This window comes from Paenibacillus sp. FSL M8-0334, assembly GCF_038000405.1.
In the GTDB taxonomy this organism is placed as follows: domain Bacteria; phylum Bacillota; class Bacilli; order Paenibacillales; family Paenibacillaceae; genus Paenibacillus_AQ; species Paenibacillus_AQ campinasensis.
Map to the genome: position 1 here is coordinate 1259399 of NZ_JBBOCH010000001.1, position 18441 is coordinate 1277839.

Sequence of the window (18441 nt, forward strand, 5' to 3'; positions counted from 1 at the left end):
ATAACAGACCGCCTCCATCCTGCCTCACGGCTCGAATGGAAAGCGGCCTGTTTCCATGAAATCCCAACGGAATTGCTTCACCAGATATCCTTCTTCACGAATTAAGATTTCAGGCTTGCCGGAAGCGGAACATAGTACAGTTTGCCGCCGGTCTGGATCAGCAGCTCGTCACGAATCGTGCGCGTGGTCTCAAGGAAATCTCCTGAACCAAGCTTGTAGGTGGCGACATCCTTGCCGGTTCTGATGTCCTTCAGCACCAGACGTCCATCCGCAAGCCCGATGACAACGACGTTCTCCAGAATATCAAAACGGCTTATTTTCGAAGGATATGACGTTACCTTATCTTTGCCGGTCTTCACATTCTTCAGAACTATTCGGCCATCAGCCAGACTCATCACGATCGTGCTGTCTTTGCTGTCTGAGAGTTCCATCTGGGTGATGACAGCATCATATTGGTAAGTCTTCACAGCGGATGAATAGTTCGGTGCCTGATGCGGTACGACCGCCAGCTGCCCCCCGTTGTCCTGCGTATTCTGAGTAAAGAAGTAATGATCAAACGCGGACGCCACCTTTTTTGCAGATTCCATTTCTACAAACGGCACCGGCTGGTACTCCAGCGTGTTTAACATTTTGCCAGTGGAATATTCAAGCACATCAATCGTGAGGGCATATCCATTATCAATGCCGTTATTATATCTCAGGATATGAAGCTCCGGACCCGTCTGCAGCAGGTCCTGGAAGTTGCCGTTGTAAGTCCATTTGATCTGCCCCGTATACGCGCTAATGGCGTGCAATTGGGTTGTCGTGATCGCGCCGCTAACGGTGGAGCTGGCCAACAGCAGGCCGTTCATCATTTCGATGTTATAGCTGGAATTTCCTTTGCGCTCGGTTTTCCATTTCAACTTGCCGGTCTTGGTGTCATAAGCGGTCAAGCCATAAGCATCGCTAAGGATCAGCATACCGCTATAGTAGTCGATGCTACTCGGTTCATATCCCTTTCCGCTCTTTGGCGCGGCATATGCTTTTTTAACCCATGCGCTCTTGCCGGTCTTCGCGTTTACCTTATGGATGCGGCCTGACGTGTCCGTGAAATAGACATACCCCAAATTTGTTATAGGTGCAGATGATGGGGTGGATTTGTAGCTCCACTTCGTCTTGCCTGTCTTCAAATTCGCCGCAGATAGCGAAGTGCCGGCATTATAATAGACAACACCTTTATCGAATGTATAGCCCATTTGAGGCTGGTCCAGACTTCCCAGATTTTTTTGCCATACCGGCTTCAGCGTCTTGGCACTGCTCTTCTGATGGGCCGCAGGCGCGGAAGTTTTGGCGTGGACTTCACTGTAAGGTATCGAAGTGGCAGACAACACTACGGCAGCCGCCAGAAGCACTGGGACCATTTTATTTCGATTTAATCGTTGTTTCATGAATGGTTAACCTCCTACATTGTGGAAATCTTCTTGCTCTCTCCTGTAAAAACGATCAGACACTGGAAAAGGTTGCAGGGCTACTATGAAAATAATTCCATAGTTCTATCCCTCTTGTCCATACGTAATCCCCTCTTGTGCCAGGTATCCCTAAGGCCGGAAAGCCAAACAACCCCTGCAGGCCGAGGCTGCAAGGGTATCTTCTGCTTCATCGTTGCTAGTCCGATGTTCCTATATCTTCACCCAGTTCAGGTAATTAGTTCTTCGGCAAAAGCGCTCAGCGTCTTTCGGCAGGCTGGGCCGGATTGCAGCTCAATGCTAATCTGTGGTTCCGCGTTCCTGTCTGCTGCCATATTACGCACAACCCACATCCCTTCATCCGCCGGTAGAAGGAACAGAATATTCTCGATCGCCATCTCGTTCCCTCTGCCCAATCTCAGGATGCTTACATTGTCCATTGTCCCGCCATTTGCCTGAAAATCCTGCTGCCACTTATCAATCAACTGCTCCTGATCGGGTGTAAGCGCGTCAGGTAACGAAGAGGCAGAGACTTTCCCGGATGTGAGCCCGTTCCATATCGCCTCAGTGACCACCGCCTTGGATTCGGGTAAGTTAGTGCCCGCAGCTGCCGGGTCTGCTCCATATAAGCGCACCAGCTCCTCTCCCCAATCCGCAGGCTCCGTCCAGGAGAGAAAATGCAGGACGTTGTTATCCGACAAGTGATATAAATACTTCTGACGAAGCTCATGAATCGTTAACGTTTGGCTTGTTTTGCGTTCCTTAACACCTCTGAGCATATAACTGCTGTGCAGCAAATGTTGAATCATCTGCTCGATTTCAGGCGTGAATTTCACTTCTCCTTGCTCTTCATCCAGCTGCTCGATAAATCCTTTGGCCATCAAGCTATGCGTAGCAGCCTGGAACAGCAGCTCCCAGCTCTCCTCCGGCAAATCGCCATAATACGCCTTCATCAGTCCTGCCGCCGCTTCCTCCCCTTGATGAACGGCCAAAGCGTACCCGAGCTCTTCCAATGAGAATATATAGGTATGCTCGCTCATGTAAGCAATCCTCCAATTAAGATCTATTTCGTATCTTTTCCGTTGCGGCTAATAAGTCCGCGCAGCTGCTTCATGACGGACTGAATTTCCGAATCGGTGATCAAGTAATACGTGTTTACTTTCCAGGTGTCTCTATTGGTCAAATGAAAAATCAGCTCAGGAAACTGCGGAACCAGCCATTTGCGAATGGAGGGCCCTTTATAGCTGACTCTTGATATTTCTGTCCATGCCACGGTGCGCGTACCATCTGAAATGGAGTGATCATCGTAGGTCAGCACAGCCGTGCTGGAGCTCAGCGCTCTGGGGAGGCAGGCCACGAAATAACCTCCAAAGAACGGAATCCCGATGATGGCCGACGTGATGCAAAAAAACTTGCGAATCATGGAAGTATCCATAAAAAAAGCCGCGTACAGCAAAAACAGACATGCCAGCACAAACAGCAAGCTGCCAAGCGCCTTGCCCCAAGCTACCGACTTCCGATAAGAGATTGTGTTCATCATCTAGCGCCTTCCTGATTTTATTTAAACAGCCCGCTAACCCAGCGGACACCCTTCTCCGCAAATCCAGCTACAGCATCACCGGCAAAGGCCCCCAATGTGCCGCCTATATAGGAACCGACAGCAGCGCCAACCGGACCTGCAATCGCCGCACCGGCAGCCCCGCCGAGAACAGCTCCGCCATAGGTCACCGCTGTTTTCACCACGACGTTGGATGCGGCCACAGCAACCTCTTCGCCGTTAAGCTTGCCGTCACGGTGCTTGCTGACCAGCCCGGAGGCCTCGCCGATCACATTAAAGGTGGCATTAATCGGGAATATTTTCTTGGCGATCATGCCTGGGATTTTACTCGTTTTGATCCCGTATCTGCCCTTCTCTACCCCCGCGATGACCTGCCTTGTCCATTGCGGAAAGTTCTTGGCCTGGCTAAAGCCTAACCCAAAATTAAGGCCGAGCTTGCTGGCTACCGCATCAAAGCCCTTCACGCCCTTCATGATCAGACCCGGGTTCACAATCTGCCGGTTAATGCTCCTGGCCAGATTTTTCAGGAATCTATTGTTTCCCTTTCCTTTGACCCACGGCGCATTATGGATCTTCGCCCGAGTCGGATCCCTCGGATCCACTCTGAATCGAACTGTATTGGACAGAACCAGAGAAGCTCCCACCGAGCTGTAGAGGAGCGTGCCCCACTTTTCCAGATTATCTCTCGTTCGAAGCGAGGTGTCTAACACGTTATGGGCTTGATCAAATGGATCGTCAGCCGCCCTGGCCTGCAAAGAAGCCTGCGTGGAATCCGCCTCTGTAAAACGATGCACAATATTAGTTAATTCCTTGCTGACTGAACCCACTGCAGCCGTAAAATTATCCATTTGCTGGCGAGCCAGCTGGAAATTCTGATAAAATCGTTGTCTTGTCGTACCTTCCCATCCGCTTTCAAGGATTTGAATCTGTTGGGTAAGGTGACTGCAAATCTGCACCCCGATCTCCCTGGCCTGCGCGAATTGTTGGGATATTTCCATAAGTCTTTCCGGGGGGACCAATATTCTGCCCATGGCATTCACCTCAACAATATACAAATTAATGTAACTATTGTAGTTAAGGTTTTCATTGTTCACAAAAGGAACAAGTAGCAGAATACTCAAAAAATTTTATGGGCCCGTGGCACTACCTATCTTCTCCTAATGACGGAAAAACAAGGACGTTCTGCTGCCTCGATACGAAAGGAACACTCCCTGAACGACAAATCCCTCCAAAGCAGTGGCTTGGGAGGGTGTAGTGCTTCTATATTATAGAAGCGAAAAGCGAACGACTCCGTTCAGACCGGCGTAGGATATAGCTCCTCTCAAATCGTTCTTTTGTCGTTTTATAGGTGAGTTTTCATTTCATTTTCACAATTTCATTTATGCTAATGTCGGGACAGTTCATCACGGACAACAACTCATCTAAATCTGTCATTTCAAAAGGACAAACCACTCCCTGCACGTCTTTATGCAGCGCAATCTTGGCTAACGAGGCGGTCACTATAGCTGTTGTATGATAGTCAGAAAACGTAGATAAAGCTAAAGTTCTAACCCGCTCCTGGTTGCGGTTGCGATCCTTCCCCTTAACCTCAACCGTAAGATAAGCATCCTCACGTTCTTTAGGGTTATGCTGGACTGCCTTAGATAGCCATTTATGATTGATTTTATGTATTTTCTGAATCACACCCATCCTTTTCAGCATCGAGATCAGTTTATTGAAGCCGCTCCCATTCCAAGAGGTGTAATAATTTATAAGGGAGGCTGTTAATCGATTTCGGATTAGATTTTTCTCTGAGTGCTCGATGAGTCTTACCTCTTGTTCCTTGTTGTAATTTAAGAAATACATGGTTCTTTTTTGGGTAAAACCGGGTACGACCTTATTAGGATAAACTACAGGTTGAGCAATGATTCTTAACATATCCAGAACGCCGGATATCCCGGCTTTGGCATTTTTATTTTGCAATAGGGCAACGTTAATCTCTTGAACCTCTTGAAAATCCGAAATCGCCTTTTGTATCATTAAGCCTGATAACCCGGGGAAGAAGCCAGACATCACAACCGAACCCACCTTGTGGTCTACCGCACTATGATGTAGCTCAATCACTTGCTGTACAAAGTCATAAAATGGAGTTGCGTCAATGCACAGGATTTTATTATGAATGCACACTTTTTGGATATAAGGGGTTTTCTGCTTCAGTACAACCACCGCCACATCCACGTTTCTAAGGACTCGCTCCACGCGATCCTCATCGTTCACATCTAAATATTGAAACTGAACATCGCCATGAAAGGAATCTGCCAGCCTTGTTCCTCTATCCGTCTTATAATCCGTAACGATGAGCTTGATTTGGTTGTTAAAAATTCTTAGCAATTCACCACATACCAATTTACCAAGAGCACCGGATGCTCCAACCACCATGATTGTTGTCATGATGACCCCTCCCTCCCAGATCCCTTGCTATCGCGCAATACACTCATTCAAACAACCGCTTATGTTTATCGAAAAATCGATAGAAGAATCGCACATTGTCCAGCTCAAACCATGCTGCTGTTTGCAAGGGCGTGGTATCCAGATTGTAAATTTTGGCGTTTAATGTACCTAGAACAAAGGGAGAATGCGTGGCAATAATGAATTGACTGTCAAAATAGCGTGCCAACTCATTGATCTGCTCGGCAAGCTTGATTTGGTTAGCAGGAGAAAGCGAGGTTTCCGGTTCATCCAATAAATACAATTGTCCGGGCAGCAGGTACTCCTCAAAAAACTGCATCGAGGTCTCCCCATTTGAGTATTTTTCCTGGGAAAATTGAATGTCGTCCAGCTTCTTGGCAAACGCATAGGATGCTTCATATTCTTCAACCTGATCCTGGGATTTTCCTTTACTCCGCTGCTCATGCAACAACGCCTCCCGCAGCACGGAGGATTGCTGTATTTTCTTAATCTCATACATAATATCTTCTGACTTCAGATAGCGGCTTCCATCAGGAAGCTGCCTGATTTCTTGCTCCCGTTCATCCTGCCCGAACTGGCAGCTGCTCATCTCAAGAAACCGCTGAACATAGATACTGTGCCCATGACTGGTCATCTTCTCAGCACCCTTAATATTCAACTTATTGGCTATGACATTGAGCAAAGTCGATTTGCCGCTGCCATTATTGCCGTACAGCACCGTAATTCGATCAAACCAGAGCACCTCGCCAGCGATATGCCTAAACACATGATCCGGATATATGTTGGGATTTCGATCTGTATAACTGGAAATCTTAAAACTCCTTAAATAAATCATACTCTCTCCTCCCCTGCCCAATAACTTGCATTCTATTGTACCAAAAAAGACATGGCATTCTTAGAGCCGCACTAAGCATGAAAAAAAGAACAACGCAAAACTCGCGTCATTCTTCATTCACACATGTTTATTTGATTGCCTGTTAGCCTCGGGACCGGAGCACAATTTCAATACGCTCACATGGAGTACGCCGTAAAGCGAGTGGGCAGCTTGCCTGGGCGCCTATTTCAATCCACGCACTCCATAGAGTGCGACTGGCAAATTAAAACTCAGCACCACAGGTATTATAATTTCAATCCACGCACTCACATAGAGTGCGACGGCAACACCATAGATAGGTTTATCGAGGACTTTTTGCTGATTTCAATCCACGCACTCACATAGAGTGCGACAGCCCGCCTAATACAGCCTTATGCAGCAAGGCTTCAGAAAGCCCAAAGTCGAACCTCTTTTTAAAGTACTATAAATTGAGCATATTTTCCACTCAAATCGCCGAAAACCCTTGCAGGACGCCAGGTGCGAACCTCCCAGAGATTTTATGTGCGCTTGGGGTTCGCACTCAAGGCCCTTTTATTTGATCTTCCTGTTTCCATGGAAGTCCGTCACAAGCCCACCGCACCCCTTCACTGCGCTCCGGCACTGCTAATCTCGCAATCCCTTACCAGCCCAGGGGTAGCTGGACAAAGATCGCATCTGCAAGAAGACCCTCCCTCTATTTCCTTTATTGACTTCTATTACAAACATATAGAAAAATCACTGACAGCTACATCAGTGATTTTCAAGGCGGATCATTTATATACAAAACAGCGGCCCCCGAACGTCTCGTTCGAAGGCCGCCCAGGGTCCACTTCAGTGCTGCTACTCCCGCAGCAGCACTGTCTTTGTATCCGCATGCCAGTTCACCGTCGCACCCAGCCCCTCGGCGATAAACCGGACCGGGACATAGATACGGCCGTCCTTGATATACGGCGCAACGTCCATCTGAAGCGCTGTCTGATCATCCTGGGTCAGGTGAGCTTCGATGGAGCCGACCGACAAGGTGACAGCATCGCCACGAGGTCCGGACAAGGTTACCGTGTCCTGATCCACGAATTTCAGGCTATACTCCAGCGCCTCGGCAATCGCGCGCACCGGCAGCATGATTCGCCCCTTGTGCATCTCCGGAGCCGTGTCAAACACAATCTCCTTCTGATTATGGAGCACGCGAATATCCCCGCTGCCGGCCTCCCAGCCACTTGGCAGCTCATAGAACGATACCTTGCGGATCTTATTGTTCAACGTATCGGCAATATAGAGATTGCCATCCCGATCTAGCGCAATGTCTGATGGCCTATATAATGCAGCCTGCTTTTCATATCCATTCGCACTCCCGTATTCCCCCGCGCTGCCAACGGCGGTGGTTACAAGCCCGTCCTTCAAATAGCGGATGGCGTGGTTCAGACTGTCTGCAATATAGAGTCCTCCGCCTTCATCAACTGCAAGACCGTACGGACTGAAGAACCTTGCTTCTTCCGCCGCGCCGTCGCGATATGCGCCTGAAACGTACATTTGTCCGGCCAGCAGCTCTCCGCCGCCTGCCACGGTAGTCACGATGTCCGTATGAAAATCGATGTATCGAATGCGTTGGTTGCCCGTATCACTCACATACAGATTGCCCTTGCTGTCGAGCGCCAGCCCGGAAGGCTCGTTAAACAGCGCCTCGGCAAGCGGGCCATCCCGATAATCTCCTGTCGCTTCGACAACGCCGTCGAACACTTCAACGATCCGCTCTGATAACGCATTGAGTGTCGTGACATTCCCGGCAGGGTCAACCTTACGGATGGCATGGTTCAGGGTATCGGCAACATAGACATTGCCCGCGGCATCAACCGCCACGTCGGACGGCGTGTGAAAAGAGGCCTCGCTCCCCTTCCCGTCCGCATCTCCCAGAACACCATTGCCCGCAATCGTTGTCACGTTGCCGTCAGGCGAAATTTTTCGAACAGCATGATTTCCCTGATCAGCAACATACACATTGCCCTTCCTATCAGATGCGAGGCCTATAGGACTTGAGAAGTAGCTTACCCCCGCCGCACCATCAGCATAAGCGCCCATCGGAAGGCGGTCTTCACCGGTCAGAACGGAGACCTCTGTTCCGGCATAAACGGCTGTATGGCCGTTCCGAACCGCACGAATCCGATGATTCTCTGTATCGGACACCAATAACGATCCGTCTGCCAGCACCAGAATCGCGCCGGGATGGCGGAACGCGGCTTCCGCCGCATTCCCGCTCCATTCGTTGTACTCCCCGCTGCCTGCAACATCCATCGTTTCAATCAGTGGTCTGCCCTCCGAATAAATCGCTCCATGAGCAGGAACAACCATTCCCAGGAACATAGCCGTCGTCAGCCCCCACATACTAATCGACTTCATCAATTTCATAATGAACTCCTTATTTATCATGGATTAAGTTCGTCCTCTTCGTTCGTCAGCATAACCTCGATTCCGTATCCGTTCTGCTTGAAGAAGCTCAAGCGGAAGATGTTAAGGATCGTGCTGGCCGACGGATCTACAATGGTGAACGGGATGATGACGAATCTGTCCTCAGCATGGAACGCAGCCCCTTGACTTGCTTCGAATATATACTCCATGAAGTCCACATCCTGGTAATAAATTCCCTCATGGATGTACACGGATTCTGTTACCGTTGCCGGATCGAACTTATGAGGATTGTAGTAGCGTACGTTATCGCCGATCAGCGGCTTTAGGCCACGGCCGTATTCGAATTCGAGCTCAGCCCTGTAAAACTCGGAATCTCCGGTGAACCGGTCAAGCGCGATGACCGCATTGAATTGTGTAGGAGAGACCTGCTCGATGAAGAAATACGCATAGCCGGGCAGTTCATGGAACGAAGACACCTCGATTACTTTGACACCCTCGCTTCCAGCTTGCTTCTCTGTGCCTTCGAAAACCGCCGTATACTTATGTGTGAAATCTGAGATCGGCTCCTCGATCAGCACATGAAAGACAACGCTCCCGTCCGCATTCAGCTCCTTGACTTCAAGCTCCCTATCCCCCTCATACAGTGTAACCGTCCCCACAGCCGGGACTTGACCGTGCTTCGGAGATACTTGAACGGTAAACGGGATCGTCTCGCCAACGAGCGCTACTCGATGCGGTGCCGAAATGTCCAGGGTCGTTTCATCCTGCATGACGGTAATGGCAACAGGGAATGAAGTGTTCGACTGCGTCCGTGATGTCGCAGCTGTTACCGCTTCGATTTGACGGGCACCCACATTTAGCGTGAAGCTCTGCTCCGGTGTAATGACAGCCGAAGCTTCGCCATTCATTGTGGTCGCCGTGGCTAATACCTGTTTGGAACTCCGGTCCTGAAAAACAATATTCGTGCCATCTGGAACCGGCATGTTGGTTGACGTAATCACCGCATGGGCACTCACGACGAAGGATTGACCCGCATAAATCTCATGCGTATCAACATCCATCGTTGTGGACGTTGCAAGTGGAGGCGGAACGGAAGGGCCCTGGCCAGGTGCGCCCCCGCTCCCCGGTCCTGCAGGTGCTGACGGTGCGGGCGTTACCGGTGGCGGCGATACTGGCGGTGTCGGTGTCTGTCGTGACACACGTTCTTCCTGCTGCCGCTTTTGCTGCTCAGCCTGCTGGACTCTCTGTTCCAGGCTGGCTCTTTGCTGCTCGCTTAACGTGGCCAAATATTTCTCCTGCGCCTCTTTCGCTTTTTGTTCTTGGGCCTCCTGATTGCGTCTGTTGATTTCTTCCTGCTTCTGCTTGATTTGCTCAAGGATCTGCTGCTGTTGCGCAATCTGCTGTTCGCGCAGACTCTCCTGAGCAGCGGCTTTCTCCTGTTGCCTTGCCTTCACTTCGTCCAGTTGTCTCTGGCGTTCCGCTACGCGATCTGAATCCAGCCCCACGGATGGATCGATAGGCGGAACAGGCCTATACACTTCGAAGTCAGAAAGAGAAGATGAATTTCTCAGAATATCTTCAATCTGCTGCTGGGATACTTTCCCCAGATCCTGAGCATTATTAATGATCCCTTGAATCAGGCGATCAAGGTTATCCCTAAATCGTTCCAGATCCGGGTCAAAGTCGGTCCCGTTCCCCACGTCTGAAGGGTTCTGCGCACCCTCTGTTATTGACTCCAGCATTTGTCTGTTTTCTTCTTGAATTTTGCTTAGTGAGGCAAGTATCTCCTCAACCACCTTACTGGGAACAGAACTCATATACAAACCTAAGTCCACCGGGGTATAACCCGGAAGCGAACTAGCCATTTGTTCGACCTGCTGTGCAGGATACAGGACAATCCCGCCTAGATCGGGCGTTATTGGACTACCAGGAGCCCGGGAAGGCGGCGTGACGGCAACTCGTCCCGACAGAACAGCTACGTTGGAAATCCCTGTAATCGGATCAATGAAGACGGTGAAATTCGTTCCCCGCACGTTCATGTCCGATGTTGGCGTCTCCACCTGATAGGAGCTTCCTTCTCGATCCAGCGTCTGAACGCTGTTGAATATAGATCCCGACCATGTATGTATAGCGGTTTCCATATCGCCAGCTTCGCTTACTCTTAACTTGGACAACGTTCCATTCCAATGCTCACCAAGCGTAATTTCATCCTCACGCCCCGCAACATTCAGCGTCAGGCTCGCGCCACCCTCAACACGAATCCGGTCCCCTTCATGAAAGGTCATTCCCTGATATACGCGAATCTCTTTGCTGCCCCCGGCCTTCTTTACATACACAGCCCCGACAACATCCTTAGCCAGTGCGTAGTGGCCGGAGGCACCGAAAGCTGTTCCTGCGAAATGGCCTAGCATAATGGTCAATATCATCAATAATGACAATCCGGATAACGCCAGTTGCTTCAATGCTTTCAATTTCATCTCCTCCTTTATCCTGAATCTCAACACCCCACCCCCTCACAAGAACTGCTTCGCTTATGGCCTTATAGGATGGATCCCTTGCAGCGCGATAATGTAATTCACCGTAACAAAAGGCTGTCTATTCTCATGAGGGGCATTGCCTCCATTTGGAGAAACCGCCTGCGGGCTCATAGATACCAGATTGGCGTCCGGATCCGCATAAGCCTCCGTTTGTCCCCGTGGAACGGATGCCCACACCGCCCCCTCAGGAGAGATCGTGCTTCCCAATGCAGCGACTTGAACAGCATGCTCATGCCTAGGCATTTGCTCTGGAAGCAAAGTAACCGTACTGGTCCCGCTCATCTCTCCCAAGATCCGCGGGGTAAGCCCCGGTCCGGCACCCGCATGCATCGCTGCTCTTCCTTGCAGATTAGGCAAGGCGAAGGTGTTCAAACCATCGCCACCGTATCGTGTACCCAGGATAGTGTACAGGGCGCGATGCTGAGCTACAGACAACAATTGTCCATTACAGAAAGCCCATCCCTTGGGCTCAAACCTCCCTGCAAAAATTCTAATCTCCCCAATAAACGGATCCATGTATCTTCTTCCTCCTTTTCCTCTCCCTGTCGTGACAACATCAGCTTCCTAGTCTCTTGATGGAAATATACCTTGTACGGCTATGCAATAATTTAGCGCGGTATAAGGCTGCATATTGGAATGAGCCTGCCCTTGACCTGCATTTGCAATCGCCTCAGTACTCATCTGTGTATTATTCGCGGATCCATATAGATGCTGCGTTTCATTGGCAGCCCATATCCTCCCATCCGCCTGCCTGTTATTTGCCCAGCTTGAAGAGGCCCTGACCGCATGATGATGCTGCGGCATTTCAGCCACAGTCAGAGCATGAGCTTCTACTCCGCCCGTAACCCCCACAGCTCCCTGGCCGCCATGAACGGCTACTCTCCCTTGCAGATTAGGAAGAGCAAAGTTGGTCATCCCATTCCCTCCATAAGAAGGACCTATAAGGGCATACAAAGCTTGATATTGGTGAACCTGTAACAGCTGTCCATTACATGGAAGCCAGCCGTTCGGCACTTTACCGAAAGCAAATAATCTGATCTCCCCAATAAAAGGTTCCGCCATGATTTCTTCCTCCTCTTGTGTGGTTATTTCAACCATTCGCTCATTTCTAGTCTAGTTATGGATATATCCCCTCTGTCGCAATCATAAAGTGAACAGCCAGTGTAGGCATCATATTATTGTGAGGCTGGTTTCCTCCAGCCGACTCAAGCGCTCCTTGAACCATCGTCCCGCTAACCTCACCTTGAGCATATTGAGGGATACCCGCGGCCCACACATGCCCGGTTGGACTTGCTTCTGTTCCTGGTGTGGAGGCTGCATTCACGATATGGGTATGTGGAGGCAAATGATTAACCGTTAAGCTCGCAACTTCGCTGCCCCCTTTTTGTCCTAAAGCATAGTGGGTGCCCGCACTAGAAGTCCCGTAATGAATAGGCACTCTCCCTCTTAGGTCCGGCAATCCAAAAGTCGTCAGGCCATCCCCGCAGTATGTCGTGCCCAGCAGCGAAAAAAGCAGTTCGTAATCTTGAATATGCAAAAGCCGCCCGTCACATAATTCCCACCCCACCGGAGCAAAATCCCCTGCAAACATACGTATTTCTCCTATATATTGATCCATATGTATCCCCCCATTACGATTTGGATTTCACCTGGATTGACGGTACCCAGTGCATGCTGATATAGGCTTCATGCTCTAATACCTTCTCAAAACCGAGTTTCACATACCACTTGTAAGCCCTCATATTGTGTGATTGAACACTCAGGCCGAGCGGCATTCTTCTCACCCTGGCTTCATGCTGTAATTTGACAACGACACTCGTCCCAATTCCGAGCCCTTGGAAATCCGGATGAATGATAAGATCGATCAACCGCAGTTCCCTGTCACCGCATACCGTTACCAGTTTGCCAACCGGCTGGCCTCTATAGTGGATCATTCTCCCTACCAGATTCGGATATTGCCACTGATAGGAGCGGCATTGAAAATCATACTGCATTCTCAGAAAGGTCTTCTTCTCCTGCTCCGTCCAGTTCCATAACGCCATCTCCGGCTCCCTGGATTTCTCATACAATAGATAGAAGAATTCTTCCTGCTCCAACCTGGCATGAACCGGCTTTAATGATACCCATCTGTGGATCGTTGTCTCCATATAGCCCTCCTTGCATAAAAAGAGTGTCGAACAGCTTAAAGACTTGCTGTCATAAAAACGTTCGACACTCTGTCTCTGACTTTACCAGGCAATGGTCATGCGAAGCCGGTCAAACATGACTGCAAGGTGAGCTCGGGTCAGAGATTCACCCGGCGGAATCTGAAAAGGCTCCCCTTCCATCCATCCCAGCTTCAGACCCAGAGCCAGTGCATTGCGAGACCATAACTTAACCTCCGATGCATAGGAATAATCCTGCAGTATGCGCTCCACTTCCTGTTCAGACAAGTCAACATCGCTTCCCGCAATAGACAAGGCGCGTGCGAGAATAACGCTGGCCTCCGCCAGGCTGATGTCCTGCCGGGGCTTAAACGTATGGTCCCCGTAACCCTGGACCAGTCCAAGCTCGGACGCAGCCTGCAGTGCAGACGCATACCATACGTTATCCGCCACATCGTCATACACGGTTTCCTGACGGTCCGTCCATAACCCCAATCCTCTTGCCAGAATGGCCGTGTATTCCGCTCGATTCACAGGATCGTCCGGAGCAAAATGTTTATCATCTCTCCCGTTCAGAATGAGCTGCGAAGCCAGCCGCTCCACTGCCTCCTGTGCCCAGTGTCCATCCATATCCTGGAATGACACTCCAGCCGTCTGAATAATGGCTATGTTGCCAGGCCGCATGCTCGTCACACGAAGATAGCGTCCATCCCCATTCTCCATTACCTTGGTAGGGAGCGGCAGCAGAGAACCATCCTCCAGAATGAGAACCGCCACAGCGGAACCATCCCCCGTGTAAGGAACAGAAATGAGCCCCGGAACATGCCCGGAAAATCGGTTGATCGAATATGTCTGCTCATCGTGAACCAGGTACATCTGCAGGTTCAGGACAGGGTTCACAATAGTCGCGCCTGTCTGACGAGCAGCATTCTGTACCCTTCTTTGCGCCTCTGCAGAGCCCTGCTCGACTTTCAGTACCAGCTTGACCTCCTGCTCTTGCAGCCCGTGCAGCTTCTTCACTTCGTTCAGATCAAGAGACTGAACAGGCAACCGATACACTGCTCCTGCGGTGACAACCTCCAGATCCAGCTTGTTGCTGCTTAACTGATTAAAGTGCATCTCCGGCAGCTCCGTCTGCAGCGTATCAGCCTGACCCGTAAGGACCAGCCGCAACGCATTCTCCAGCTTATCCAGCCCTTCCAGCGGAAGACGGTCTTCGAAAGTGACCCGGGTAACTTGCTGTCCGTTGATCACTACGTTCTGCGCCTGAACTGCTTCTGTCACCACGCCCTCGACATGCACCCGCACCCCTTCCTCATGCTGTCCGGGAGGAGGAGAAGGATTAGGCGATGGTCCTGGTGAAGGAGCCGGTGTAGGCCCGGGATTCGGTCCAGGGTTTGGCCCTGGGTTTGGCCCTGGGTTCGGTCCAGGATTCGGTCCTGGGTTCGGCCCGGGATTCGGTCCTGGACCTGGCCCTGGGTTCGGCTCCGGCACATACGGAGCAATATGAATCTCTACCGTCGCCTCTTCAGAGTACAGTTCACCGTCATACGCCCGGTATGTAAAAGTAACTGTACCGTGCTCCCCGCTGTCAGAGACATATTCAAAGCTGCCCGTCTGCGAATCAAAGCTTCTGATCTCGCCTTGATCTGGCTGCTTCACGATCTCAAAGCTCAGGTCATCCTGATCATTATCCACATCCGTCGCCCGCAGTTGACCTTCAAGGACACGGCCTGCGACCGTGTTTAAGCTCATCTTCTCGGCTACAGGTGCGTCATTGACCGGATCGACCTGGATGCTGATCGTCGCGAAAGTTCCGGCGTCTTCGTACTCGTTACCTGCCGTCCATGTCAGAGCGGCTGCTCCGTACCAGTCGGCGTCCGGCTCGAATACCAATCCTTTCGATTCGATCTCCGTCCACAGAATGCGATCACCTGCTGTTACACGCTGATGATCGAACCATAGCTCGCCGTTATCCGGCAGCGTACGGATATGAATCACGTATGGCTCGGTCCGATCCTCATTCTGATGTGCAAAATCCGCCCTGCTGAATGACAGCGGTGCATCTTCCATGCCGGATACGGTGCTGGACAAAGGCACGGGCACGGATTGGTAGATGAGACTGTCCGAAATCACCTGTGTATTCTCGTTCCCTGCCTCATCCTTGATTTGAATATAGATCATCTTCTGCTGATTTCCATCGTTCGGAAACGTCCATGGCTTCACGATCTCAACCGGTCCTGTGCCGACCGGATATTCGGACCATTCATTGTCTGGACTGTCCCAAGAAGCCAGGTCGTCGCTCAATCGTACAGACAGCTTGGAGGAGCCTCCGGTGTCCTCCGCCTGAATGGTAACAGACACCGCCAACAACGCAGAATATGCCGCTCCATCATTTAGGGTCACAACAGCTGTCGGCGCTGTTTTGTCGATCGTAAACCGGACCGTTGTCACATTGCCCGCACGGTCTGTCACCGTCAGCTCATGGCTGCCTTCGCCGCTCACCGTCGATCCGCTTGTGAATGCAGCCCCGTCCAGCCACGCCTCGACGGCATCGGATACGTCATACGTAATCACTTTATCCGCGTTATATAAGAAGCCGTCGCTGACGCCTTGCACCCATGGCGCTGTAGTGTCGATCGTGAACTGCAACCTCGTTTCGTTGCCCGCCTGATCCTTCACAATCAGCTCATAACTGCCTTCGCTGCTGACTGCCGTTCCGCTAGCGATCCGGCTCCCGTTCAAGGTCGCTTCGACCGCATCGGCCTCGTCATACGTAATGATCTTATCCGCGTTGTAATAGTAACCGTCCTCTACGCCCTTTACCCAAGGGGCTGTTTTGTCGATCCCAAAGTGCAGTCTTGTTTCATTGCCCGCACGGTCGGTTACGATCAACTCGTGATCGCCTTCATCACTCACCGTCGCGCCGCTGGCGAAAGACCGGCCATTCAACGTCGCTTCTGCCGCGTCAGCCGTGTCATACGTAATGACCCGATCGGTATTGTACAAGCCCCCGTCATCCACTCCGCTTACCCATGGCGCTGTTTTGTCGATGACAAAACGCACCGTTGTTTCATTGCCTGCATCGTCCCGAACGACCAGCTCGTAGCTGTCTTCGTCCCGTACGACGGTGCCGCTTGCAAAGGCGCGACCGTTTAACACGGCGGTTCCTTTGTCAAACGTGATCGTGACATCCGTGTTGGAATGACTCCCGTCGGTTATGCCCGTGACGACCGGCAAGGTGCGGTCCAGCTCAACGCTTGCGCTAAGGTCGGTCTCGTTATGCAAGCCGTCCCGCAGCTTGAGATACACGGTCTTCGGTCCATCCGTATCCTCGGCAAGCCTCCACACCCTGGACGCTGAGAAAGGCTCCCACGCATTCGCTGCCCATGTATTCGCATCGTTTGAGAGCTGCATTTCCATATTGCCAATACCAGCGCCATCATCGGCTGTTAATGTAAGCAATACCTGCGGGTCGTTGGTGTGCGTCCCCCCGCTGTTAATTGTGATGCTGCCGGTAGGCGCTGTCTGATCCAGCGCAATGCTGCTGTTGATCACGCGCTCATGACCCAGCTGATCCTTCAGCTTCATATACACCGTCTTGGCGCCATCGCCGGATGGCAGTGTCCAGGATGCCGTAGAGGAGAATGGCTCCGCTGCGCTCCAGGTCTGGCCATCATTAGACAGCTGCATCTCAATCCCGCCGATCCCGGCGCCATCATCGGCCGACAGCGTTAAGGTGACGGCTACGTCGCTCGTATAGCGCGCGCCCCCGTTAATGACGACGCTTCCCGTAGGCGCCGTACGATCGACCACCACCGTATTGCTGGTGATTGTATCACTGAGATTGCCCGCTTTATCTTTCAGCCACATGTACACTTGCTGATCGCCATCCGCCGGATCGAATGTCCAGCTGGCTGTATTGGAGAATGGCACCCATGCTCCGCTTGCACAGGTAGTGTCCGAATGTGAGAAGCACATCTGATCGAGATGGTCATCAATTCCCGTAACAGCCAGGCTCACCGTGGAAGCACCGACATAATCGGTTCCTCCGATCGTCCTTCCCGGCGTGATGCGCACATCTCCCGTCGGGTTAGTCGTATCCAGAATGACCTCTGCGGAATATATCCCCGATAATGCGCCGTGGCTATCCCGGTACTGAACCATGATCCTCTTCACGCCATCTCCGCCCGGAACACTCCAGCGCTTCGTCTCCTGGAATAGCTCCCATTGATCCAGGTTCTGGCCCTCGTTGTATACATTCATCTCAATCGGGTCCTGTTCCGGGTCCGAAGCGGACAATCTTAAATCCACTTCCGCTGCATGGGTATACCCATTGCCTTCGACTGACAGCGAACCCGTAGGAGGCGCGTTGACACCGTAGGTGATGACTAATTGCGGGCGATTCTCCGGCGTTCCATCTAGTTTAGAATAAAAGTACACTCTTCTTTCATGACTTGGAGCTGAACCCGGCTCAGGCCCTTCCGCCCCTCGGATCATAAAAGTCGCGGCCGGAGCTCCTCCGGACTGCAAACGATCCTGCACATAACTTGAAACATCAAAGTCGTAAACAACACGTGCCTGGCTTGTAACCGGGAAATGCCCAGTAATGGTTACATCCTGGCTCGGTATAGTTGGCGGACTGCTCCATCCGCTTTCGTTCGAGCCATAAATCTCGAAATAAGGATTATTAACCGGAGAGCTGGCACTTTCCTGAGTCAACCTCAGTTCGATCTTCTCAATCGTTCTGCGAGCATCGATACCGCTCAGATCGAATTGAAGCACGCTTAGCGAAACAATGGGGTCCCCACCCTCATACTCGTACCCTGCGATATTGATCGATTTGCCTAGGACCGTTCCCATATCCGGCTCATAGAATGATGGGTTTGGGTTCACACCCCAGTATTCGATCGTCCTGCTTTGCGCGACAACGATGCTTTGCGTCCTATTGGGGTTGGCGTCAGCTGTCCTTTCATATGCCGGGTATACCAGCATACAGGTCAATAGAAAAACTAGCGCAACCGATATATATCGCCTCATACTCTAACCTCCT

13 protein-coding genes are annotated in these 18441 nt (G+C 51.2%); all 13 read right to left on the reverse strand.

From position 1 onward, the window contains the following. Positions 1-101: 101 nt before the first annotated feature. A complete protein-coding gene (locus MKX64_RS05475) occupies positions 102-1427 on the reverse strand; it encodes an outer membrane protein assembly factor BamB family protein (RefSeq protein ID WP_341035480.1) in 1326 nt (441 codons plus the stop codon). 248 nt (positions 1428-1675) lie between these two features. Next, complete coding sequence (locus MKX64_RS05480) at positions 1676-2485, reverse strand: hypothetical protein (protein WP_341035481.1); 810 nt, start codon at positions 2483-2485, stop codon at positions 1676-1678. A gap of 23 nt (positions 2486-2508) precedes the next feature. After that, on the reverse strand, positions 2509-2982 hold the full coding sequence (locus MKX64_RS05485) for a DUF5381 family protein (RefSeq protein ID WP_095265603.1): 474 nt from the start codon (positions 2980-2982) through the stop codon (positions 2509-2511). Positions 2983-3002: 20 nt separating this feature from the next. Next, positions 3003-4034, reverse strand: coding sequence for a WXG100 family type VII secretion target (locus MKX64_RS05490; protein ID WP_341035482.1), 1032 nt, complete (start codon positions 4032-4034; stop codon positions 3003-3005). A 325-nt stretch (positions 4035-4359) separates the two neighbouring features. Then, positions 4360-5433 carry a saccharopine dehydrogenase NADP-binding domain-containing protein gene (locus MKX64_RS05495; protein WP_155618270.1) on the reverse strand — a complete coding sequence of 358 codons (1074 nt, stop codon included), beginning with the start codon at positions 5431-5433 and terminating at the stop codon, positions 4360-4362. A gap of 43 nt (positions 5434-5476) precedes the next feature. Then, entirely contained in the window at positions 5477-6286 is an 810-nt protein-coding gene (locus MKX64_RS05500) for an AAA family ATPase (RefSeq protein ID WP_155618269.1), read from the reverse strand. A gap of 858 nt (positions 6287-7144) precedes the next feature. Next, complete coding sequence (locus MKX64_RS05505; protein ID WP_341035483.1) at positions 7145-8707, reverse strand: stalk domain-containing protein; 1563 nt, start codon at positions 8705-8707, stop codon at positions 7145-7147. 17 nt (positions 8708-8724) lie between these two features. Beyond that, on the reverse strand, positions 8725-11178 hold the full coding sequence (locus MKX64_RS05510) for a FecR domain-containing protein (RefSeq protein ID WP_341035484.1): 2454 nt from the start codon (positions 11176-11178) through the stop codon (positions 8725-8727). A gap of 60 nt (positions 11179-11238) precedes the next feature. Then, the gene (locus MKX64_RS05515) at positions 11239-11760 is read right to left on the reverse strand and encodes a phage tail protein (RefSeq protein ID WP_341035486.1); all 522 of its coding nucleotides are present in this window, start codon (positions 11758-11760) and stop codon (positions 11239-11241) included. A 48-nt stretch (positions 11761-11808) separates the two neighbouring features. Continuing rightward, positions 11809-12306, reverse strand: coding sequence for a phage tail protein (locus MKX64_RS05520; protein ID WP_341035487.1), 498 nt, complete (start codon positions 12304-12306; stop codon positions 11809-11811). Between the two features lie 55 nt (positions 12307-12361). Beyond that, entirely contained in the window at positions 12362-12862 is a 501-nt protein-coding gene (locus tag MKX64_RS05525; RefSeq protein ID WP_341035488.1) for a phage tail protein, read from the reverse strand. A gap of 13 nt (positions 12863-12875) precedes the next feature. Further along, the gene (locus MKX64_RS05530) at positions 12876-13391 is read right to left on the reverse strand and encodes a GNAT family N-acetyltransferase (protein WP_095397703.1); all 516 of its coding nucleotides are present in this window, start codon (positions 13389-13391) and stop codon (positions 12876-12878) included. Positions 13392-13472: 81 nt separating this feature from the next. Beyond that, positions 13473-18428 carry an S-layer homology domain-containing protein gene (locus MKX64_RS05535; RefSeq protein ID WP_341035489.1) on the reverse strand — a complete coding sequence of 1652 codons (4956 nt, stop codon included), beginning with the start codon at positions 18426-18428 and terminating at the stop codon, positions 13473-13475. Positions 18429-18441 lie beyond the last annotated feature (13 nt).

Excerpts from the sequence above, each read along its gene's own strand:
- MKX64_RS05475 (WP_341035480.1), bottom strand. The coding sequence starts at position 1,427 with ATGAAACAACGATTAAATCGAAATAAAATGGTCCCAGTGCTTCTGGCG.
- MKX64_RS05480 (WP_341035481.1), bottom strand. The coding sequence starts at position 2,485 with ATGAGCGAGCATACCTATATATTCTCATTGGAAGAGCTCGGGTACGCT.
- MKX64_RS05485 (WP_095265603.1), bottom strand. The coding sequence starts at position 2,982 with ATGAACACAATCTCTTATCGGAAGTCGGTAGCTTGGGGCAAGGCGCTT.
- MKX64_RS05490 (WP_341035482.1), bottom strand. The coding sequence starts at position 4,034 with ATGGGCAGAATATTGGTCCCCCCGGAAAGACTTATGGAAATATCCCAA.
- MKX64_RS05495 (WP_155618270.1), bottom strand. The coding sequence starts at position 5,433 with ATGACAACAATCATGGTGGTTGGAGCATCCGGTGCTCTTGGTAAATTG.
- MKX64_RS05500 (WP_155618269.1), bottom strand. The coding sequence starts at position 6,286 with ATGATTTATTTAAGGAGTTTTAAGATTTCCAGTTATACAGATCGAAAT.
- MKX64_RS05505 (WP_341035483.1), bottom strand. The coding sequence starts at position 8,707 with ATGAAATTGATGAAGTCGATTAGTATGTGGGGGCTGACGACGGCTATG.
- MKX64_RS05515 (WP_341035486.1), bottom strand. The coding sequence starts at position 11,760 with ATGGATCCGTTTATTGGGGAGATTAGAATTTTTGCAGGGAGGTTTGAG.
- MKX64_RS05520 (WP_341035487.1), bottom strand. The coding sequence starts at position 12,306 with ATGGCGGAACCTTTTATTGGGGAGATCAGATTATTTGCTTTCGGTAAA.
- MKX64_RS05525 (WP_341035488.1), bottom strand. The coding sequence starts at position 12,862 with ATGGATCAATATATAGGAGAAATACGTATGTTTGCAGGGGATTTTGCT.
- MKX64_RS05530 (WP_095397703.1), bottom strand. The coding sequence starts at position 13,391 with ATGGAGACAACGATCCACAGATGGGTATCATTAAAGCCGGTTCATGCC.
- MKX64_RS05535 (WP_341035489.1), bottom strand. The coding sequence starts at position 18,428 with ATGAGGCGATATATATCGGTTGCGCTAGTTTTTCTATTGACCTGTATG.